This is a genomic window from Bdellovibrionales bacterium, assembly GCA_019750295.1.
Lineage (GTDB): Bacteria > Bdellovibrionota > Bdellovibrionia > Bdellovibrionales > JAGQZY01 > JAIEOS01.
The window spans coordinates 1-22,396 of the sequence record JAIEOS010000137.1 but is presented as its reverse complement, the minus strand read 5'-3'; the positions used below and the strand labels follow the sequence as shown (position 1 = coordinate 22,396).

At 46.0% G+C, this 22,396-nt stretch carries 19 protein-coding genes; 13 read left to right on the top strand and 6 right to left on the bottom strand.

Annotated features, from left to right (window positions below; all coding sequences use genetic code 11):
• The first annotated feature begins 61 nt into the window (after positions 1–61).
• Positions 62–1,312, top strand: coding sequence for a HAMP domain-containing histidine kinase (locus K2Q26_15445; GenBank protein MBY0316915.1), 1,251 nt, complete (start codon positions 62–64; stop codon positions 1,310–1,312).
• On the opposite strand, the gene K2Q26_15440 is transcribed toward K2Q26_15445, so the two are convergent.
• Positions 1,309–2,934 (bottom strand): response regulator, encoded by a 1,626-nt coding sequence (locus tag K2Q26_15440; GenBank protein MBY0316914.1) that lies wholly within the window; start codon positions 2,932–2,934, stop codon positions 1,309–1,311. The genes K2Q26_15445 and K2Q26_15440 overlap by 4 nt on opposite strands.
• 136 nt (positions 2,935–3,070) lie before the next feature.
• On the opposite strand from K2Q26_15440, the gene K2Q26_15435 reads away from it, so the two are divergent.
• The 12 genes from K2Q26_15435 (at position 3,071) to K2Q26_15380 (ending at position 19,125) form a co-directional block, all read left to right on the top strand.
• Positions 3,071–4,480 carry a M20/M25/M40 family metallo-hydrolase gene (locus tag K2Q26_15435; protein ID MBY0316913.1) on the top strand — a complete coding sequence of 470 codons (1,410 nt, stop codon included), beginning with the start codon at positions 3,071–3,073 and terminating at the stop codon, positions 4,478–4,480.
• 314 nt (positions 4,481–4,794) lie between these two features.
• Positions 4,795–4,923, top strand: a complete 129-nt coding sequence (locus K2Q26_15430; GenBank protein ID MBY0316912.1) for a DUF924 family protein — start codon at positions 4,795–4,797, stop codon at positions 4,921–4,923.
• 27 nt (positions 4,924–4,950) lie between these two features.
• Positions 4,951–5,094 carry a DUF924 domain-containing protein gene (locus tag K2Q26_15425; GenBank protein MBY0316911.1) on the top strand — a complete coding sequence of 48 codons (144 nt, stop codon included), beginning with the start codon at positions 4,951–4,953 and terminating at the stop codon, positions 5,092–5,094.
• Positions 5,095–5,409: 315 nt separating this feature from the next.
• Positions 5,410–10,983, top strand: coding sequence for a HAMP domain-containing protein (locus K2Q26_15420; protein MBY0316910.1), 5,574 nt, complete (start codon positions 5,410–5,412; stop codon positions 10,981–10,983).
• A complete protein-coding gene (locus tag K2Q26_15415) occupies positions 10,973–13,027 on the top strand; it encodes a response regulator (protein ID MBY0316909.1) in 2,055 nt (684 codons plus the stop codon). The genes K2Q26_15420 and K2Q26_15415 overlap by 11 nt, the downstream gene beginning before the upstream one ends.
• Positions 13,024–13,428 (top strand): hypothetical protein, encoded by a 405-nt coding sequence (locus K2Q26_15410; GenBank protein ID MBY0316908.1) that lies wholly within the window; start codon positions 13,024–13,026, stop codon positions 13,426–13,428. Before K2Q26_15415 ends, K2Q26_15410 begins: the two co-directional genes overlap by 4 nt.
• On the top strand, positions 13,421–13,684 hold the full coding sequence (locus K2Q26_15405) for a hypothetical protein (GenBank protein MBY0316907.1): 264 nt from the start codon (positions 13,421–13,423) through the stop codon (positions 13,682–13,684). Before K2Q26_15410 ends, K2Q26_15405 begins: the two co-directional genes overlap by 8 nt.
• The gene (locus K2Q26_15400) at positions 13,684–13,983 is read left to right on the top strand and encodes a hypothetical protein (GenBank protein ID MBY0316906.1); all 300 of its coding nucleotides are present in this window, start codon (positions 13,684–13,686) and stop codon (positions 13,981–13,983) included. The genes K2Q26_15405 and K2Q26_15400 overlap by 1 nt, the downstream gene beginning before the upstream one ends.
• Before the next feature lie 155 nt (positions 13,984–14,138).
• Positions 14,139–15,806: a response regulator gene (locus K2Q26_15395; GenBank protein ID MBY0316905.1), complete on the top strand. Its 1,668-nt coding sequence runs from the start codon at positions 14,139–14,141 to the stop codon at positions 15,804–15,806.
• 143 nt (positions 15,807–15,949) lie between these two features.
• Positions 15,950–16,483 (top strand): hypothetical protein, encoded by a 534-nt coding sequence (locus K2Q26_15390; protein MBY0316904.1) that lies wholly within the window; start codon positions 15,950–15,952, stop codon positions 16,481–16,483.
• Positions 16,484–16,499: 16 nt separating this feature from the next.
• A complete protein-coding gene (locus tag K2Q26_15385; protein ID MBY0316903.1) occupies positions 16,500–17,672 on the top strand; it encodes a glutathione-dependent formaldehyde dehydrogenase in 1,173 nt (390 codons plus the stop codon).
• A 184-nt stretch (positions 17,673–17,856) separates the two neighbouring features.
• Complete coding sequence (locus K2Q26_15380) at positions 17,857–19,125, top strand: CapA family protein (protein MBY0316902.1); 1,269 nt, start codon at positions 17,857–17,859, stop codon at positions 19,123–19,125.
• Between the two features lie 44 nt (positions 19,126–19,169).
• On the opposite strand, the gene K2Q26_15375 is transcribed toward K2Q26_15380, so the two are convergent.
• From K2Q26_15375 to K2Q26_15355, 5 genes are read right to left on the bottom strand one after another with little or no spacing between them, the layout of a single operon-like run.
• Entirely contained in the window at positions 19,170–19,601 is a 432-nt protein-coding gene (locus K2Q26_15375) for an organic hydroperoxide resistance protein (GenBank protein ID MBY0316901.1), read from the bottom strand.
• 32 nt (positions 19,602–19,633) lie between these two features.
• Positions 19,634–20,377: a hypothetical protein gene (locus tag K2Q26_15370; GenBank protein ID MBY0316900.1), complete on the bottom strand. Its 744-nt coding sequence runs from the start codon at positions 20,375–20,377 to the stop codon at positions 19,634–19,636.
• A 46-nt stretch (positions 20,378–20,423) separates the two neighbouring features.
• Positions 20,424–20,612, bottom strand: coding sequence for a hypothetical protein (locus tag K2Q26_15365; protein MBY0316899.1), 189 nt, complete (start codon positions 20,610–20,612; stop codon positions 20,424–20,426).
• A gap of 10 nt (positions 20,613–20,622) precedes the next feature.
• A complete protein-coding gene (locus tag K2Q26_15360) occupies positions 20,623–21,726 on the bottom strand; it encodes a metallophosphoesterase (protein MBY0316898.1) in 1,104 nt (367 codons plus the stop codon).
• A gap of 48 nt (positions 21,727–21,774) precedes the next feature.
• Positions 21,775–22,194 (bottom strand): hypothetical protein, encoded by a 420-nt coding sequence (locus K2Q26_15355; protein ID MBY0316897.1) that lies wholly within the window; start codon positions 22,192–22,194, stop codon positions 21,775–21,777.
• Positions 22,195–22,396 lie beyond the last annotated feature (202 nt).

Here is a 22,396-nt window from a genome sequence, read left to right as displayed (position 1 = left end):
ATTGCAGAGGGGGATTCTAATAACTAGAATAAAGTGAATTTATTTACTACATATGGTGACTATGAATAATAATGATCCCGCTATTATACTTACGGATGTTGTCGTTAAACTTTCCATGGTGACGTCTATCGAATCCCTCACTCGCGCCGTGGCAGAGGCCGCAAGAAAATTATGTGGAGCTGACGGAGCATGCTTTATTCTGAGAGATGGAGATATGTGTTATTACGTCGATGAAAACGCAGTTTCACCGCTGTGGAAAGGAAGAAGATTTCCCATCGAAATCTGCGTGAGCGGCTGGAGCATGTATCATAAAGAAGTTGTTGTCATAAAGGATATTTATCAAGATCAACGAGTCTCTCATGATGCCTACCGTCCCACGTTTATTAAAAGTTTGTGTATGACTCCGATTCGTGCGGATAATCCCGTGGGGGCTATCGGTGTTTACTGGGCCGACGAATACATTCCGGATGGAGATCAGCTTCGGTTTTTGCAGATTCTCGCTAACAGTACTGCGGTGGCTATTGAAAACGTGGAATTAAAAGAAACCATAAAACATCGTGCGCTGGAGCAGGCTAATTTTCAGGATGGTTATTATTTAGAAAACGCGATCAACACGATTGTTCATGATCTTAGAAACCCCCTAACGACAATGATGGCTTTTACTGATTTAGTACAACTTAAACTCAGGGGGCGCGTCGATGAGCAGATTAATGGATATCTCGATTGCATCACTAAGGCGGGATTAAGAGCCAAAGCGCAGATTCAACAGATGCTCAGCTTGCACACCGTGACCAACAGAGCTGTTGTAAAAGAGGTCGTGGACATCACTGAACTCGCGAAAGAAATTTTTCACGATTTGCTTCATCAAGCACCCCAGAGGAGTGTGCATTTTAAAGTTGAGCCTCACCTCCATATCTTTGCGGATAAAGAACTTTTTAGGCTCGCCTTGGAAAATCTTATTGCGAATGCGTTTAAGTACACGGGTAAGAACGCATCGGCAGAAATTGAGATTGGAAGGCGTGCGTCCTCAGGTCATGTGGACTCCCTTTACGTTAAAGATAACGGGGTGGGGTTCGATCAAGAACAGGCATGCCTTTTGTTTCGCCCGTTAGTTCGTTTGCATAAGGATTCAGAGTTTGAGGGAAATGGACTAGGTCTTGCGTCGGTAGCGAGGATCATCAACATGCACGGAGGATCTGTAAGGGCGGAAGGTGAAAAATCCAAAGGTGCGACTTTCATTATTGATCTCCCTGCGGATATTCATGCGACAAAACAGCCATCCCCAAGCGGCGTTGACCGCCAATGGGATTAAGACTCCGGAATCAAGGGGCGATGAATTTCGGTGGGAACCTTTTGAGATATGATGGGTTGGGAGCGTGATCCCTCAACTCGATTCGCGACCGTAATCAGGAAGGTACTTCCTCGGCCCATCTGCGAAGAAACAAGATGAACGTCACCTCCGAGGGCTCGAGCAAAGCGACGAGCTACATAAAGACTTAATCCTTTTTGAGGATCAAATAATTGGTCTTGCTCAAAAGGATTGATGCCGACGCCTGTATCTGTGATATCAAACGCCGTGAACTCTTTGCCGTCTGCGATGAGCGGGAAGATGTGAATTTTTATAATACCCTGGTGGGTGTACTTGATCGCATTATCGGCGACATTCATCAAAATTTCTCGCAAGCGAGCGGCATCGGTTTTGATGAGACCAGCTGTGGATTTATCGCAAGTCACTTGGAAATGCAGGGACTTCTCTTTCGCTTTAAGTTTGAGGAGGGACGAAACGTCATTCACAATCGATTGCGGATCTATGAGATCGACGGTGATGGAAAGTTTATCAGACTCGTTTTCCGAAAGTTCAACCACGTCGTCGATGTAGCGAAATAAACTTTCTCCGTGATGGTGGAGAGCAGTAATTTCGTTCAACGGGTTGTCTAATTTTGCAGAGTGATCTTTAAGGCGATCTGCAGACTCCAAAAGAGACTGCAAAGGGTAACGAATCTCTTGTGACACTTTATTTAGAAATGCGGCTTTGAGTGCCACTTTCGCTTCGGCATCTTCTTTGGCGGCTCTCAGTTCGGCGATACATCGATCTTGAAGAATCATTTGATTCTTTTTTTGAGTGATATCCATCAGAGATATCGCCAGTCCATTGTCGACGGGGTAAGCCCAAGTCTCGAGCCATCGCTCGTTGGCGAATGTTTCATTAGATGTGATGAGCGCCTCGCTGGTTTGCATATGCTGCTCTTCGATGGCTTGCTTGTAAAGTGGCGCAAAAACTTCTAGAACTGGCATCAATTGCCAGATTTCTTTATTGAAAAAGTGATCAGGGTCTATGCCCAAAAGCTCTGCAGCGCTCCGGTTAACATACGTGAGCTTCCACTCGGTATCGATCGTGAGAAAGGCGTGAGGCATCTCCTCCAGATGGTGGACCAACTTTAATAAGGAGTTTTGTTTTTCAATGGAGCTTTGGCTCTCCGCCATTGTCATTTGCTGAAGATGAAGAACTGTCTTGCGGTGTTGCCGAAAAACCTGTGTCAGTGCCGCAACTTTGGCTCGGAGAAGTGTATCGTTGAAGGGACGTATAAGGAGATCAATGGCTCCCATTTCGTAAGCCAGTTGGCTCATCTGCGATGTGAGATCGGAGTCGGCAACGAGAATCACTGGGATGTGTTGAAACTGAGAATTTGTCTTCATCTTCTGAAGAGTGGAAAAGCCATCCATTCCCGGCATATCCGTATCCAGAAGAATCAGCGCGAAGTCTTGCTTTTCTAATTTATGAAGAGCGTCGGCCCCTGAGGAAACGATGGCCGTTTCGCAATCCAATTTTTTTAATGCCGCTTTGTAGGCAAAGAGATTGTCGGCGCGATCGTCGACGATCAAAACATGGGGGCGAGTTGCGGGGTCCGCCAAGATATGGGTGTCTTTCATCATCTCTAAAATGCTAGCTTAGTTAGAGGGAGCAGGGCAAATGGTAATCAAAATTATTTGCTAACAAACCAAGCCATCGCGTCGGCGATCACTTGCATAAAATTGTGAGGGGATCTACATTCGCGGCATTGGAGGTTCCATGCAAAACGCCGATCTACTCTCATCTATTGACCATTTTTGGGAAAATCAAATTGTTCCGACGATTTCGAGCTACATCGAAATTCCGGCAAAGTCTCCAGCATTTGACCCTCAATGGAAAGAACACGGCTACTTGCATCAGGCCTTAGAGCTAGTTAATGAGTGGATTGATCAACAAGAAGTTCCCGGTCTCAAAAAAGAAGTTTTGGAGTTAGATGGTCGAACTCCTTTATTGCTTCTCGAAATTCCTGGAACTTTAGATTATCAAGTCTTGATGTACGGCCATTTAGATAAACAACCGGAGATGACGGGTTGGTCTGAGGGGTTGGGGCCGTGGATAGCGGTTCGTAAGGGTGACAAGTTGTACGGCCGCGGCGGGAGTGATGACGGATATGCTGTTTTCGCTTCAGTATGTGCCATAAAACATCTGATGGATCACAATTTGCCTCGTCCTCACATTCGTGTTGCTATCGAGTTTAGCGAGGAGAGTGGTTCTCCTGATCTGCCATTCTATTTTGAAAACGCTTCCGAGAAATTCGGTTCCCCTCAGTTGGTCGTTTGCTTGGATTCTGGCGCTGGAAATTATGAACAGTTTTGGACAACAACATCCCTGCGAGGTCTGATTAATGGGGTATTGCGCGTAGAAGTTTTAACTGAAGGAGTTCACTCTGGCGATGCGAGTGGCGTTGTTCCTTCCTCTTTTCGAGTGGCAAGACAGCTCTTAAATCGTATCGAGGATGTGGATACGGGAACAGTTCTGCTGAAGTCGACTCAAGTTCAAGTCCCCAACCATCGCATGCAGCAGATAGAGAAGACAGCCGAAGCTTTGGGTGAAAAGATTTTTAATAAGTTTCCTTTAAGTGCAGGTGTCAGAACGGTGAATTCTTCACCACTAGAGATGAGTTTAAATAGAACCTGGAGAGCAGCTCTGTCGACGATCGGATCTGAGGGTATGCCCGAACCTAAAAAAGCCGGGAATGTCTTACGCCCTTTCACATCCTTAAAGCTTTCGCTGCGGTTGCCACCTACCGCAGATAGTTTAAAGGCCTCCGCAGAAATGAAAAAAACTTTGGAGGAAAACCCACCTTATGGAGCGCGTGTTCAGTTTGATATCGAAGACAATGCGACCGGATGGGACGCCCCAGTCATGTCGGCGGAGCTCGAGCGCCTCATCGAAGAAGCTTCATTAAAATACTACAAGAAAGAACCGCTCACGATCGGTGAGGGCGGAACTATTCCGTTTATGGGTATGCTGGGTAGAGCCTTTCCAAAGGCGCAGTTCATAGTGACTGGAGTGTTAGGACCGAATTCAAACGCCCATGGTCCCAATGAATTTTTGCATATTGAATATGCGAAAAAATTAACAGCTTGTATCACCCATATTCTGGCCAAATGCGAGACGTTAAAATAAGAATGCGGTGATATTCCAGGGGGCGAGGAAGAGTGCCCCGCTGGGATTACGAAGGTACGAAGTCTTTGAATTCAATGTGGCTTCGTGCTTGCAAGATCCCATTCCATGACTTGGCCTATGGGAAAATACGTCACTATTAATCTTCAAAACTGCGAAGCGCATATGAGTCCTTTGAAAAATGGTTTTAGCGAAAATAAGTCCTATAAAGTTTTAGGATTTCATCGACCCTCGGCAACATCGTCGTCCTTTGCGATTCTCTCTAATGACCTCAATGAAATTTGCTTTGTTCCCCATAAGTGTCTATTATTTAAATCATGAATTCGAACGACGTCCTCCATTTTTGGTTTGAAGAATCGACGCCGGAGCAATGGTTTACTCGGGATGAGAACTTCGATCGCAAAATTAAACAGCGCTTTTCGACGGTCCTAGAAAAAGCTCGATAGGCCGTTCAACTTTATTCACAGCCCGGATTGGACTTCCAACTTGATTATGAATTAAAACATCTCGCCATTCTCAAAAAGTTTGGCCGTTATCCCCATCGAAATTCGATTTTGGGCAGAACCTCGACCAGCGAAGAGTTGGAGTTTTTAAAGTCACCCGACTCCTCTTTTTGATTATTTTCTAAGCAGATCTGGATCCTGAATATGTTTAATAATTCCCCGATATCAGGGAACTATGCCCCAAAACAACTGAGTATTATTAATTTGCCCCACTTTATTTTGGTTTTATGACCGGAACAGATCTTGCAAATTTCTTCTTTGGAAAAATTGATAAATGTTAACGAAATAGGCAGAGAAAAAACTTCTGCGCAATAAGCGCGGAAAAAACAAGCGGGGAATGGGAAGTAGGATGCTTCAGGCTTGTCGGTTGAAAGCTCAAGAACCATCTCCTTTGTCTCGCCAACAGACCATGTAATATGGGGGTAAGTTATGTCAGGATCGTCTCTACCTTTGGAAAAAGGTAAAACGAAATTACTTCGCTCTAAAAAGAAAGCGACGGCAAGTCACTCCAATCTTAAGGAAACACCTATTCCTCAGTCCGCCGAGATGTCTCCAGAGGAATCCATTCATCGACGAAACGGTAGAGGTCAGAAGAAAATCAGTCACTACAGTTATAGTGCCGGCAGCGCCGCTACTCTTGTTCCCACTTCCGAGCGAGATCAGCTTCGTGCTCTTCTACAAATGGTGAAAGCCGTTCGGCAAGGAAACTTTGATGTTCATTATTCTGCGGCGACCGATGGATTGATTTCGGAAGTGGGTGAGGTGCTCAACGATATCGTCGAAATTAATAGAAACATGGCGGAAGAATTTTTACGCGTCAGTAAAATGGTGGGCCAGGAAGGTCGAATGAACGAACGTGCGACCATCGGGATTGTGAAAGGCGCATGGGCGACCACGGTGGAATCCTTTAACACGATCATTGGAGATCTTGTTCAGCCAACGAATGAATTCGCACGGGTGATCACTTCAGTGGCCAAAGGAGATTTGTCTCAGAAAATGTCATTGGAGATAGATGGGCGCCCGGTCAAAGGGGAGTTTTATCGTATCGGTACGACAGTGAATTTGATGACGGACCAGTTGAACTCCTTCGCATCAGAGGTGACTCGAGTGGCGAAAGAGGTGGGAACCGAGGGAAAACTCGGTGGACAGGCTGACGTGAAAGGGGCTTCTGGAATTTGGAAAGATCTTACAGATAACGTGAATCAGCTCGCCGGGAATTTAACTTCTCAGGTTCGTAACATCGCTAAAGTGACCACGGCGGTGGCGAAAGGCGATTTATCACAAAAAATTACGGTGGATGCAAAGGGCGAGGTCTACGAACTTAAAAATACCATCAACGTCATGGTGGATCAGTTGTCGTCTTTCGCTGCAGAGGTGACTCGGGTGGCGAAGGAAGTGGGAACCGAAGGCCGCCTCGGTGGACAAGCGGATGTTAAAGGTGTTTCAGGAACCTGGAAAGATTTAACTGACAACGTGAATGGTCTTGCAAACAATTTGACTGCTCAGGTTCGTAATATCGCGAAAGTGACGACCGCTGTTGCTAATGGCGATTTATCACAAAAAATTACTGTCGACGCTCGCGGAGAAATCTTAGAGTTAAAAAACACGATCAATACCATGGTGGATACGCTTCGTTCCTTCGCCGCAGAGGTGACTCGGGTGGCGAAAGAAGTGGGAACCGAAGGCCGCCTCGGTGGACAAGCGGATGTCAAAGGCGTTTCGGGAACATGGCGCGATCTCACAGATAATGTGAATGGTCTTGCAAACAATTTGACCGCCCAGGTTCGTAACATCGCGAAAGTGACGACGGCGGTGGCCAATGGCGATTTGTCTCAGAAAATCACCGTGGATGCGAAAGGGGAAATCCTTGAGCTCAAAGACACCATCAATACGATGGTGGAAACTCTTCGCTCTTTCGCCGCAGAAGTCACGCGTGTTTCGAAGGAAGTGGGAACCGAAGGCCGCCTGGGTGGGCAAGCCGATGTGAAAGGTGTTTCTGGAACTTGGAAAGATCTCACAGATAACGTGAATGCGATGGCCTCAAACTTAACAGTTCAACTTCGCGACGTTTCTAAGGTTGCGACGGCCATTGCCAACGGAGATCTCGGACAGAAGATTACAGTGGATGTTCGCGGAGAGATCTTACAGATTAAAGACGTGATTAATAAGATGGTGGATCAGTTATCATCGTTCGCTTCGGAAGTGACTCGGGTGGCGAAAGAGGTGGGAACCGAAGGAAAACTGGGTGGACAGGCGGATGTGAAAGGTGTTTCTGGAACTTGGAAAGATTTAACAGATAACGTGAATGTCCTTGCGGGGAATTTAACCAACCAGGTTCGGAATATCGCAAAGGTGACGACCGCAGTTGCAAAAGGTGATTTATCCCAAAAAATTACGGTGGACGCTCGTGGAGAGATCCTCGAACTGAAGAGCACGATCAATACCATGGTGGATCAGTTGTCCTCATTTGCCGCAGAGGTGACACGTGTTGCAAAAGAAGTGGGAACTGAGGGAAAACTCGGTGGACAAGCGCAGGTGAAGGGGGTTTCTGGAACTTGGAAAGATCTCACGGACAACGTGAATCAACTCGCCGGAAACTTAACGTCACAGGTTCGTAACATTGCCAAGGTCACCACCGCGGTCGCGAACGGTGATTTATCCCAGAAAATTACGGTGGATGCCCGTGGTGAAATCTTCGAACTCAAAAATACAATCAATACCATGGTGGATACACTTCGCTCTTTCTCCTCGGAAGTGACTCGCGTGGCGAAAGAAGTGGGAACCGAAGGAAAGCTGGGTGGGCAAGCCGATGTGAAAGGGGTTTCCGGGACATGGAAAGATTTAACAGACAACGTGAACGTTCTTGCTGGTAACTTAACGAACCAAGTTCGAAATATTGCCAAGGTCACCACCGCGGTTGCAAAGGGCGATTTATCTCAGAAGATCACGGTGGATGTTAAAGGAGAAATCCTCGAGCTTAAAAATACGATTAACACCATGGTCGATCAGTTGAACTCCTTCGCCGCGGAAGTGACTCGCGTGGCGAAAGAGGTGGGAACCGAAGGTAAACTTGGGGGCCAAGCCGAAGTGAAAGGCGTTTCTGGAACTTGGAAAGATCTCACAGACAACGTGAACGCGATGGCCTCAAACTTAACAGTTCAACTTCGCGACGTTTCTAAAGTTGCAACCTCCATTGCTAATGGAGATCTGGGGCAAAAGATCACTGTGGATGCTAAAGGCGAAATTCTTCAGATCAAAGATGTGATCAATAAGATGGTTGATCAGTTATCATCGTTCGCTTCGGAAGTGACTCGGGTGGCGAAAGAGGTGGGAACCGAAGGAAAACTGGGTGGACAGGCGGATGTGAAAGGTGTTTCTGGAACTTGGAAGGATCTTACTGATAACGTGAACTTTATGGCCTCAAACCTGACGAAACAGGTTCGCGGAATTATTAAAGTGGTCACTTCGGTTGCTAACGGAGATTTAAATCAAAAGTTCGTTCTCGAAGCAAAAGGGGAAGTGGCGGCCCTCGCAGAAACAATGAATTCCATGGTCGATACTTTAAGAACATTTGCCGATCAAGTGACTACGGTCGCACGCGAAGTGGGTATCGAAGGAAAGCTTGGAGCGCAAGCACGCGTGCCGGGTGTTGCAGGAACTTGGAAAGATCTCACGGATAACGTGAACTTTATGGCGACCAACCTTACGTCCCAAGTGCGAGGGATTATTAAGGTCGTGACGGCAGTCGCTAACGGGGATTTGAATCAAAAGTTCGTTCTCGAAGCGAAAGGGGAAGTGGCCGCTCTCGCAGAAACGATCAATAACATGACCGACACTTTAAGAACATTTGCCGATCAGGTGACCACAGTGGCTCGCGAGGTGGGAATTGAAGGAAAGCTCGGGGGTCAGGCGAAAGTTCCAGGTGCCGCAGGAACATGGAAAGATTTAACGGATAACGTGAATCAGCTCGCAGGAAATTTGACGTCTCAGGTTCGCGCGATTGCAGAGGTGTCCACGGCGGTGACCGAAGGAGATTTAACTCGATCTGTGACAGTGGATGCGCAGGGAGAGGTTGCCGCTCTTAAAAATAATATTAACCAGATGATCGCGAATTTAAAGGATACGACTCAGAAAAACACCGAGCAGGATTGGTTAAAGACCAACCTCGCGAAGTTTTCGGGAATGATGCAAGGTCAAAGAAGCATCACTGCGGTCGCTCAGCTCATTATGTCTGAACTGACTCCGTTGATTGATGCGCAACACGGTACATTTTTTATGATGGAGCAAGAGGACGGTGAGCCGGCTCTCCATCTTGTGGCAAGCTATGGCTTTACGGTCCGTAAAAATGTGGCGAGTAAATATAAAATGAAAGAGGGCCTTGTAGGTCAGTGTGCCTTTGAGAAAAAGCAGATTTTACTGACTCATGTTCCCGATGATTACGTTTACGTTGCATCGAGCCTCGGTGAGGCGAAACCATTGAGCGTTGTGGTTCTGCCCGTTCTCTTCGAAGGTGAATTGAAGGCGGTGATTGAACTTGCGTCGTTTACGCGATTCTCTCCGAACTATTTGAATTTTTTAGATCAATTGATGGATTCGATTGGCGTTATCTTAAATATGATCTCAAGCTCTATGAGAACGGAAGAACTCCTCCAAGAGCTTCAAAGATCTAATGCCGAGCTCGAAGCTCAAGCTAAGGAGTTGGAAGACAAGGCGAAGCTTCTTGAAGTGAAGAATAACGAAGTCGAGCAAGCCAGTTTGTCTCTGGAGGAGAAAGCCGAGCAGCTGTCCTTGATTTCGAAGTACAAGTCGGAATTCCTTGCCAACATGTCCCATGAGTTACGCACGCCGCTCAACAGTCTTTTAATTTTGTCGAAGTCTCTCGCCGAAAATAAAGAGAAGAATCTGACGAGCGAGCAGGTGAAGTTTGCCAACACGGTTTACTCCGCGGGCAACGATCTTCTGTCTCTCATCAACGAGATCCTTGATCTTTCTAAGGTGGAGGCTGGAAAAATGCCGATCGAGCCTCGAGAGATCACTCTCAGCGATCTCGCAGAAAATGTGGAGCAAAACTTCCGCCCTGTGGCTCAACATAAATCTCTGGATTTCTCTGTGGACATTTCGCAGGGAGTTCCTAAGCAGATGTTCACTGATAATAATCGTTTACATCAGATTTTAAAGAATCTCTTATCCAATGCGTTTAAGTTTACGTCGGAAGGAAAGGTCACGATGATGGTGACTTTAGCGGATAAGCACCGAGTCTTTCCGATGGATAGCTTAAATCAAGCGAAACGAGTATTGGCGTTCTCAGTGACTGATACGGGTATTGGAATTCCCGAAGATAAACAAAAACTGATCTTTGAGGCCTTTCAGCAAGCCGATGGAACCACCAGTCGCAAATACGGTGGAACCGGTCTTGGGTTAACCATCAGTCGCGAGATCGCTCTGTTATTGGGAGGATATATTGAAGTGCATAGCACGCCGGGAACCGGTAGTACTTTTACGCTTTACTTGCCTCAGCGCTACAAAGGAGCGGCTGAAGAGCGAACTATCCAAAAAATGGAAGTGAGAGAAGATATTCCCAATTTGCCGAATGATGCGGATTTCGGAGGGAAAAAAGTTCTCCTCGTGGACGATGACATGAGAAACATTTTTGCTTTAACCAGCGTGCTCGAGGCTCGTGGTATGATTGTCAGCTACGCCGAGAATGGAAAGGTCGGCTTGCAAATGCTTCAAGAGAAATCGGATTTCGATTTGATTTTGATGGATGTGATGATGCCCGAGATGGACGGAATCGAAGCCACCCGTCGCATTCGTGAGATGCAACAGTTCCAAGAGCTTCCGATAATTACTTTAACTGCCAAAGCCATGAAAGGGGATCGTGAGAAGTGCATCGAAGCCGGTGCTTCCGATTACATCACCAAGCCGGTTGACGCGCAAAAATTGCTATCATTGATGAATATTTGGCTTAAAAAACAGCAGACTGAGAAGAGCAATGTCCATTGATGGTAAAGTGAACATTCTCCTCGTGGATGATCACGAGGAGGGCTTGCTCTCGCTCGAGGCCGTACTTCGCCGACCCAATTACAATTTGGTCAAAGCAAGTAGTGGGAACGAAGCGCTCTCCGCTGTTTTAAAGTATGATTTTGCAGTCATTCTGATGGATGTGCAGATGCCTGGCATGGATGGTTTTGAAACGGTGAGTTTAATCAAGCAACGTGAGCGATCAAAAGATATTCCTATCATCTTTGTGACTGCGATTAACAAGGAAGAAGAATTTGTTCATCGAGGGTATCAGTCGGGCGCCGTTGATTATATATTTAAACCTTTTGATGCATTTATTTTAGATCTTAAAGTTGCGGCTTTCGTTGAACTTTATCTTAAAAATCGACAGCTCCGCGAACAGGCGGAATTGATTCGTCAGAGCGAAGTTCGCGATCGTGCTCGGCAAATCACCACACTTCAACTGGATGGACTTAAGAGATATCGTCATCTCGCTGACTCCATTCCACATATTATATGGAAGTTTCAATCCGATGGCACTTTAGATTATTGCAACCGGGTATGGACGGATTACTCGGGTCTCACTTTAGAGCAGAGCAGTGGTAGTGGCTGGCAGTTGGCGATTTTTCCCGAAGATTTATCCCACATCCTCGAGAAATTCTCGAGCGACGCTTTGGGCGCCACAAATTTCGAAGCCGAGTGCCGACTTTTGCGTAACGAGGACAATAGTTATCGCTGGCATATTTTACGCGGAGTTCTTGACCCCTACGTCACCGGGGAGTCGGGCTCTTGGGTCGTCACTTGTACCGACATCGACGACATGAAGAACATCGAAAAGGATTTGATTCGCGCCAAGGAAGAGTCCCTGGCCGCGAATCAAGCTAAAAGTAATTTTCTGGCGAACATGAGTCATGAGATTCGAACCCCCTTAGGAGTGGTGCTCGGATTTTCTGAACTATTGGCGGCGCCAGAGATCAGTTCCGCCGATCGAGATCTTTATCTCGCCACCATCCAGAAAAATGGCGAGCTGTTGTCACGACTCATCGGTGATGTTCTAGATCTTTCGAAGATTGAGGCTGGACACATTCAGATCGAAAGGGCGCCTTTTTCATTACCGGATTTTCTTTTTAATTCCATTCAATCTTTTCAGCATCAGGCCGAGGAGAAAGGCATTCGACTCTCGGCCACTCTAGAGACATCCATTCCGACCGTGATAAATTCAGATCCCATGCGCCTCAGACAGATCATGATGAATGTTGTCGGTAACGCCATAAAATTTACCGAAAAGGGCGAAGTTAAGATTCAGGTGAAGGCCACAAAAAACGCACAAGGTCAGGGATTGCTGCAAATCGCCGTGACCGATGAGGGGCTAGGGATCACCGAGGAGCAGGCCGCGAAATTATTTAAACCCTTTATTCAGGCGGACAGTTCGACGACGAGAAAATATGGGGGGACCGGGTTGGGACTTGCGCTCTCTCGAAAATTGGCCAACAAGCTGGGTGGCGATGTCGTGCTGAGTGAAAGTGCTCTTAATAAGGGAAGTACTTTTATTATTACTCTGGATACGGGATCGCTCAACGATATAAAGTTTGTGGATCGTGTAGGTACCCTTCATCGCGAGGATACGCCGGTGCCTCGACTAGTCGGAGATCTCTTAAGCGGAGTGAAAGTGTTATTGGCCGAAGACTCCCCAGACAATCAAACATTAATCTCTCACTTTTTGAGTCTCGCGGGCGCCAAGGTTCAGCTCGCTGACAATGGTCAACAGGCTGTAGATCTCGCCTTAGATGGTAATTTTGATATTGTGCTCATGGATATTCAAATGCCTGTTCTCGACGGTTATCAGGCGACACGACAGCTTCGGAGTTTAAATTATGTGAAACCTATTTTAGCACTGACGGCCCACGCGCTCAAAGAGGAGCGGGAGCGCAGCCTGGCGGCGGGGTGCGATGATCATCTGACTAAGCCGGTCCATCGGGAACAGTTACTTCAACGGATTGCTCAGCATTGTCGCCGGGCGCCCACAGAAATGAGAGAAATGAATTGAGTATGGATGTTTTGGAAGAGATTAAACAGTTTCTTTTCTCCCATATCGATTCCGTCGAGCAGCTGGAAATGATTGTTCTCATGCGGCAGCATAAAGACAAATGGTGGACCGCACGCTCTATTTCAGATGAGCTACGCACCAGCGCGGCCTCGGTCTCCAATCGATTCACTGTATTGCGCTCTATAGGAATTATCGAAGCGAGCGAAGATTCCATCTCCTTTGCCTATCGTCCAAAGACACCAGAATTAGAGCGATTGATTGATGATCTCGTGGAAATTTACAAGGTTCGGAAACACACGGTTCTCCAACTGATCTTCTCTCCGATGAAGCGAGCCAGAAACTTCGCGGATGCTTTTGTCATTGGTTCGGACCCCAAAAAAAATGAGGATGAAGATGGCTGAAATCGTTTACATTTTATGTGCGCTCATGAGTACAGCCTGCGCGATCATGCTATTTATGGGTTACAAGAGAACCCCGACTATACTTTTATTGTGGAGTTGTTGTTGCTTCGGCTTCCTAGCTATTAGTAACACGATTTTATTTATTGATCTCATATTGCTCCCGAATACGGATTTTCAAGGTCCGATGTGGAGAAATGTTTGTAGCGCTGCAGGTGGAATGCTTCTGCTGTTTGGTTTGATTTGGGAGGTCACATAATGTTACCCATCGCGGATTTTCTATCGGGAATATGTATGGCCTCTTTCGCAGCGTCGGGTCTGTTTTTTTTAAAATTTTGGCGCGTGTCAAAGGACCGATTTTTTTTATTTTTCTGCTTTGCCAGTTGGATTTTAGCGATTGAGCGCGTTGTGCTGCTCGTAGTTCGAGAGGTTTATGGAGCTACTGCGAATGCCAATATTGCCGAGTCCAACAGTTGGGTCTATCTTTTACGCCTGTTCGCATTTCTTCTTATACTGATCGCAATTTTCGAGAAGAACAGAGCGACTTTAAAACGCTAGATTCGATACTTAATCGTCGATATAAGTTAGTTTTTATTAATAAACTGTAAAAAGATATTTTGCTCACCGTGATATTTCAATCTATTTATCAATTTTCTTGAAAGTGTGGAATCGTTCTATGTATAAAATAAAGGTTATTTAGTAGCTGGAGACCAATGAAGACCGAGGTAAACCTCAACAATTCTCCTTCTCGAATTCAAGATGAAAATCTTAGTTTGAGGAAGAAAATAGGTATTCTCGAAGCAGAAAATGCTGAGCTACGTTGTTCGTTAAGTGAGACTAGGGATCTCCTAAGTATCTCAGGAAGTATAGGTTATTGGGACTGGAACGCGGAAACGGGTTACGCCGACATCAGCGAGACTCTGATGAATGATTGGGGGATTGATCCGTCGAGCTATAAACATTCATTAGAAGAATCTCTCGCTCGAATTCATCGGGATGATCGAGATCGGATCTGGGACGAAATTCAGAAGGCGACCTTTCAAAATCTTCCCTACGATGTCGAGTATCGCGTCGTGAGACCCAGCGGAGAAATCATCTGGATCAATGCGAAGGGCAGAGCTTATTGCAATAAACTCGGTAAGCCCTACCGTCTTACTGGAATAACAATAAATGTGACCGAGAAAAAACGAGCCGCCGAAAATTTAAAGGAAGCGAAAGACGAGGCCGAACGGGCCAACAAGGTTAAATCGGCTTTTCTCGCAAATATGAGCCACGAGATTCGCACTCCCCTCGGAGCCATAATAGGATTTACAGATTTATTAAAGGATTCCAATGTTACAAACGTCGAAAGAGTTCGTTTTATTGATACCATTTCTCGTAACGGCAAGGCGCTGACTCGTATTATCGACGATATTTTAGATTTATCTAAGGTAGAGGCGGGCCGCCTAGAAATTGAATGTGTGGAGTTTTCATTTGTAGTACTGCTAGACGAAGTCATTGATCTTTTTCGCGAACAGATGCGGGAGAAGCAGTTGTATTTGATTTTGAACATCAATAATAAAGTCCCAAAATTAATCTGCTCTGACCCCGTTAGGCTGCGGCAGGTATTGGTGAACATTATCGGCAATGCGATTAAGTTTACATCCAAGGGAGGAGTAACTATTTCCGTGAGCTCTTCCTCAGACGAGGATTGGCATAATTTTACGATTGACGTGGTTGACACGGGAATTGGCCTTACTCACGATCAAAGAGAAAAATTGTTTGAGCCCTTCGCGCAGGCTGAGACAAGTACCAATCGGAGATTTGGTGGAACCGGGCTAGGTTTAGCTCTTTCGCGTAGGTTAGCTCGAGCTTTGGGTGGAGATATTCAAATTCGGGAAAATATAAAGAAATCGGGGAGCACATTTTCAATTACTTTTAAGGCGAGAGGACCAAAGAGCAATAAAAGCCCTTTTAAAATCGCAATGCCTCAAGATTTTATTCCAGATCTTTGTGGCGTGAACATCCTGTTAGCCGAGGATTGTCCTGACAATCAGTATATTATTAAAAAAATTCTAGAAAAAACTGGCGCTAACGTTGAAGTTGTCAGTAATGGGGTGCAAGTTTTAGAGAGAACGAATGAAAAGAACTTTGATATTGTTCTTATGGATATTCAAATGCCACTGATGGATGGTTATGAAGCCACTCGAATTTTGCGAGGGTCAGGCTACAGTAAACCTATTGTCGCTTTAACTGCCCATGCTATGGCCGAGGAGCGAGAACTCACTCATTCGGTCGGATGCAACGGACATCTAACTAAGCCTATCAACAGTACAGAACTTTTCAGCACCCTCTCGGACCATGTCAAAGGTTGTCAAAATCCCTTTCCCGCTGATCCGTAGCTCAGTCATGGGGCAGTTCGTCGACGCTGAATATTGAGTGGGATTCTTATAATTTTTTTTAGGGCACACTCTGTGCACCTACCTTCTTTATATTAGGGAATTAGTTCTAATTTTGGGACTAACTTCCCTCTCAAGGAGGCAAAATGGATCAAAATTTAATTTATCAGAAAAGTCGGAAGACTTCTCCGCGATCGCAGGCAAAGCCCATCATGATTGCGGAGATTTTTCCTCAAGATTTATTCGATCACGACTTTCAAAAAGTTCGTCCACAAATGACGACCATTTCCAAGCCGATTGAAGACGTCTATAAGTTTCTTACGGATTCACGTCACTATTCGGGTTTTATGAAAGACATCAGTCATTGTCAAATCACACTTCAACGGACTCAGGAGTTGGTGATTTGGAGCGGAACAACTACCGACAATATTAAAGTGATCGGGGCTTTTGCTATGGTTAAAGCTCAAGCCAAGCGCGGAACTATTGTCGCTCTCAAATTTAAGTTGGATGGATCACTGGAGGAGATAAAAGATGCGGTGACAAAACTGATGCTGAAAGACTCAGAGTCAAAGGCTTATATTATTTTACGTCGTTTAAAAGCGTTTATGGAAACGGGTGAAGTGCCAACGACCGAAGGCCAACCCAGCGGTCGCTCCGAAGATTTAATAACGACCCACTAATAAAAAAGGAGAATTTATGAAAGCACTATGTTGGGAAGGAAAACACTCCATCCAAGTTAAAAATGTGAAAGACCCTCGAATTCTTAATCCGCACGATGCCATTATCAAAGTGACCACGGCCGCCATTTGTGGATCGGATCTCCATCTTTATGATGGTTATATTCCGACGATGCAAAAGGGCGATATCATGGGTCATGAAACTATGGGAGAAGTTGTCGAAGTCGGACCAATGGTGTCCACCGTCAAAGTTGGAGATAAAATTGTCATCCCTTTTGATATCGCTTGTGGTCACTGTTCTCACTGTAGTGATGATGAATATTCTTTTTGTGAGAACACCAATCCCAACGCAGTGATTGCCGATACGATGTACGCGCATGGTGGATCAGCTCTTTTTGGATATTCGCACATCTACGGAGGATATGCCGGCGGTCAGGCTGAATTCATTCGCGTTCCTTTTGTGGATACGAACTCATTGGTCATTCCTGCGGGAATTCCCGATGAGAAAGTCTTATTCCTGAGTGATATTTTTCCGACCGGTTACATGGCTGCAGAGAATGCAAATATTAAACGTGGAGATACCGTTGCGATCTGGGGCGCTGGTCCCGTGGGTCAAATGGCAATCCGTTCTGCATTTATGTTAGGGGCAGAAAGAGTGATCAGTATAGACCATTACGAAGGGCGATTAAAAATGGCACGAGACGCTGGGGCGGAGACCATCAACTTTGACGAGGGTGACGGGATTCTCGACGAAATCAACTATCGCACAGGTGGCATCGGACCTGACTCCTGTATTGATGCCGTCGGACTTGAAGCCCATGGGCATACCGTGACGGCTCTTCTTGATCGAGTGAAGGCGGCCACTTTTATGGCGACCGATCGTCCCGATGCTCTACGCCAAGCCATTCAAAGCTGTCGCAAGGGGGGAACCGTATCGATTCCCGGCGTCTACGGTGGTCTCCTCGACAAAGTCCCTTTTGGCGCGGCTTTCGGAAAGGGGCTGACGTTTAAGATGGGTCAGACTCACACTCAGAAATATATGAAGCCTTTGCTCGATCGAATTCTCAATGAAGAGATCGATCCGTCATTTGTGATCACTCATAAGATAAAAATCGATCAAAGTCCCGAAGCGTACAAAACGTTTAACGATAAAAAAGATGACTGCATTAAAGTCATTATCGATATGCACTAGATAAGATCGGTTATGAATTGTACGACAAACACAACATGAGATTTGGTTGTCTTCGTATGGTTAAGGTGTGGCCAGGAAGACAGCTTAGACCTGGGCAGAAGGAGTCCTTCCCCTGCTCAGGTTTTTTTATTCTCGGGTGCTTCAGGCGAACCTCTTGGCATTTAAAGTGTATTGCCTATGTTTTATGAAGAAACACCCTCTTTTTATGATTCTGTTGATCAGTTTATTAACACCTGACTGCCCAATTTGGGCCGCGGCGCCCGCCGTTGACGAAATCGTGATCGGGATGGGGGGCGATGTCTCGTTGTCTCGCACCGGAGTGACCGAGGTCAATCCCCGGGGTGCGACTTATGGGCGTTTTTATACGTGGGAAGAGATGACGGCGGGTTTGAAGCCTCTCACCAGCGATAATGATTTTAATTTTTTGAATATGGAGAGTGTTGTTACGGATCGAAGAGATTTAACGACGGATCAAAAATTCAGTCAGCGAAGTCATCCTGCGGGTCTTGAGTACCTCGTTCGCGAGAGAGGATTTAATTTGATTTCGCTGGCCAACAATCATGCGACCGATTTTGGACAGGAAGGTCTCAATGAATCCTACAAAAACCTCCGTCGGATTGAGAAACAACTTCCGTTTTCATTTTCTGGAATTGGGTCGGTTCGCGAGACAACAACTCCCGAGATTATTAACTATAAAGGAATTCGCATTGCATTCGCAGCGATGGGTATGAAGGGGGACGGGCGAGAAGATCGCGGGCGTCCTACTGAAAATAGTATAGGTATGTTATCGGTCCGCCGCTGTGCAAACGGGCAGAATGAAACCGCGGGTTCTCCTTGCGCCGATTACTCCGATTACCGAAAGGTTCTCGAAAATCTAAGAGACGCCCCCGCCGATTTTCGAATCCTATCCCTTCACGAGGGAACCGAATTAGCCGCTTACGTGAATCCTAAAAACCCTCCGGAGGACTCTCGCCAACGCCGCGAGAATCGACGTGTAATTATGAAGTTTGATATGGCCGAAGCCTACGGAGTCGATCTAATCATTGGCCATCATTCCCACAATGTTCGTGCGGTCCGTTGGCAAAATAATAAACTTTCGTTTTTTGGTCTTGGAAATTTTCTTTTTCTCGGTGGCCAAAATTACATGGATAAACCCCTTTGGAATCGATATGGATTATTTGCGAAAGTTTATCTTTCTGTGGTCAAAAATTCCCAGGGGCATCGTCAAATAAAATTATCTGCGGTTGAGGTGATTCCTTTAAAAAATATGCATGTGAATCCCTCGCCTTGGGGATCCAATGTGGGTTCTCAATTTATTAGCCACCTCAATAGTTTAGGCCAGCAGGATTTCGGATCGACTGGACTTCAGTTTGCTGATTCGGGCCAGGGATCAGGACTTTTCTGTGTGCCCCAAGTTCCCCGAGGACCGCGTTCGCAAATCATCTGCAGATAATGTGTACTTAGAGGGCGACCCGAAATTTTGCCTATGAAATCCGTTTAAGTATGGACGTTAAAATTTACTTCGATGTTATTTCGAGTGGCGTTGGAGTAGGGGCACACGCCGTGCGCTTTTTGGACAATGTCGTTCGCTTGCTCCGATGACATGCCTTTAAGGGAAACATTCATATCCACTTTAAGACCAAAGCCTCCTGGAATAGGACCGATACCCACTTTCGCTTCGACAAAAAAGCCGTCGGGAAGTTTAATTTTATTGGTCATCGCTACGAACTTCATCGCTCCGATAAAACATGCGGAGTATCCTGCCGCAAACATTTGCTCGGGATTTGTCCCTGGCCCGTCATTGCCCCCGAGGGATTTAGGTGTTGATAAGGTGACAGACAAGCGTCCGTCGTCAGATGCTGATGTACCATCGCGCCCTCCCGTGGATTTCGCGGTCGCCGTATAAAGAATTTTTTCGGGTTTTGTCATTGAAGATCTCCTGGTTGTTTATGGTTAAATGATTAGAGAGGTCGGGTTCTCGTTTTAAGTAAAGGTTTAATGGTTTCTCGCATATTTGCACAGAGTTTCTTCATGTCTTTGGGGGCGAAGGAGCGAGGGGCTTTTAACCGACAAGATTTTAAAAAGTGTTGGAGCTCTTTATTTAACTTTTCCGACTGGACAAGACTGCAGGTTTTATCGGCAAGGGCTTCGAACTCAAGAATGGGGAAAGATTCTTGCGCCTCAAAGATCAGCGCATCGCTGTTGATGGGTTTTTTCTTTTTATCAAAATCCATCAGCTGGCACTTCGTTTTTTTATCGCAGAGGAGTCCAAAGTATTTCTTCTTTGCGGCTTCGTTAAAAAATCGTAAGGCCGTTCCGTCCGCATTTGTTGCCCAGAGGCCGTTGACGACCTCGGTCATCACTAGCATGAGACCTGCTGGATTCTGCATCATCTCAATGCCCTGGGTTCGTTTGAACACCAGGCCGGTGCTCGTGGAAAAGACACCGACGTCTTTTTCTTTTGTGCCGTAGTAAAATTCGTTATCTAAGAACGAAACAAAAAGTTTAAGTTCGTTATTGATGTAGGAAACGCCTTCTTTTTGTTTTAAGTATTTATATTTGGAGAGATCTTTCCCGGCGGCGTCTCTTTTAATCCAGGTTCTGCAATCCACCGACAGCTCTTCGTTGTTTGGAAGAACTGGCTCTTGGGCGAAGGCGGGGAGGCTTATATTGAGAAGGAGGAGACTTATTAGCCAATTCTGCATTTCTAAATCATAGGAGAAATCCAGTGAGGTCGCAACTTGAGTTTTGTTAAATCTCTCCGTCATTCATTTTTTGAAGCACAAGCTGGATGGTCTCGGAGTCGACTCCCGCTCTTCTCATCAGCAGGACTGCAGATTTAAAATCATCGGCGTCCATCGCCGCGAAAAATTCATCGAGTTTACCGATTTCTGAAATTTTCTCTAAGACTAATGTGCCTTCAAATTCGGATTCGTCCATAATTTATTCCTTAGAATGATCGAGTTCGCCAGCGAAAGACCACAATCTCTGAGCGTGTGAGCCAGCGCATGGGCGGTCCCCAAAATCCGGTACCCATATGGGCAAACACCAAGACTCCATTCATTTTCTTAAATCCTCGAACCACAGGTTGTGCCAAACGTACGAGCAGAGCAAATGGAAAAATTTGTCCACCGTGGGTGTGGCCGGAGAGCAAGAGATCACAGGTCTCCCGACCCAAATGAAAAATAGATCTAGGCTCGTGCGCCAGTAAAATTTTGTAGTCGACGCTTTCGTTAGAGGCCAAAGCTTTTGACGGTGAGGACTCAAACTGTGAGCCGCGACTCAGTATCACACGATCCGGAACGCCAGCGATCAAAAATTTTCCCCCCGCGTTTTCGAAAATTTCGTGAGTATTATGGAGGATGGTAAATCCTAACTCCGTTAAACGTGTTTCCCAATCGCCTCCGCGAATGAATTCATGATTTCCTGTGACGTAAAATTTCTTTTGCAAAGGTTTTAGGGACGCTAGCGGCTCCAGTGCCGGAGCCACTTGTTGGAAAGGACCGTCGGCTAAATCGCCCGTGATCGCCACAAAATCAGGTCGCAGTTCGTTGATGCGAGAGACTTGTTGAGCCAACCACTTTGTATTTAAAAAAGGAATTCCTATATGAAGATCCGAAATTTGCACGAGGGTCAGATCCTTCATCGCTGCAGGCCCGTCGAGCTCATAGCTGACAATGCGGGGAGGTTTTAGCGCTTGAAAAATCGACCAAATGCAGGCCAAAATCGCCGCGATCCAAGGCCAATAAGAATACTCATGGTCGACGAAGAGCAGAATCACGGCTTGGACTAATACAAAAGAAAATGTCAGAAAGAAAAATCCAACCCAAAAATAAGCAAAATACGTCAGTGGGCGCAGTCGCTGGCGCCATGAGCCGTGGCTCCCCAGAAGACCGACGGGAATCGAAATCAAACCGGCCATCATCAGCGCAATGAGCAGGGGATGAAGTGCCTCGGGAAGATCCATCGCGGTGATCGCGAAAATAAAATAATGGATCAGGCTGAGTGTAGATACAAAAATAATTAAGCTCGGAAGGATTTGGCGAGTGCGCATACAGAACAGTAGCAAATAATGGGAGGAGGAGCAATCCTGCCCTCGCGTCTATGGGGCTTTTAAACGAATTCCATCTTTATCGAGAGTGATGAGGCCTTTTTTATAGAGATCACTCACGGCGAACTTAAACTTCTTTTTACTGAGCCCTAAAAGGCTATAGACGTCCTCGGTGTTTGTTTTGCTGGTGAGAGGTAGAAATCCATTGTGGGATTTTAAGACCTCAAGAATCCGCTCGCCCACAACATCGGCTCCTGATTTTCCCAACGGTTGGAGAACAAGATCAATCTGTCCATTGGGGCGAACCATACTTATGTAGCCCGGCAATTCATCACCGGGTTGAAGGTCCTCAAAAATCTCGTTGTGATATAAAAGCCCCTCAACATCATCGTTAATGAGAGCGACAAATCCCAGCGGAGTTTCGCGATCAATCACGAGATCCACTTTTTGACCTTTTTCGTATTTCGACATGAATCATGCATATCTCACATCAGTGAGAAATGCCAACTCTTCATGCCGTTACCCTTCGTTTAATCTCGGCGAATTGTTTATTTTGCATGATTTTATGTCCAAGGCCGAGGGTAGATTTCAAAAGCCAACTTGCACCAGGAACTCGAAGACGAGTCCACAAGCGAGTTTGTTTTCCCATGGATTCGAGATAATAGGTGAAAGT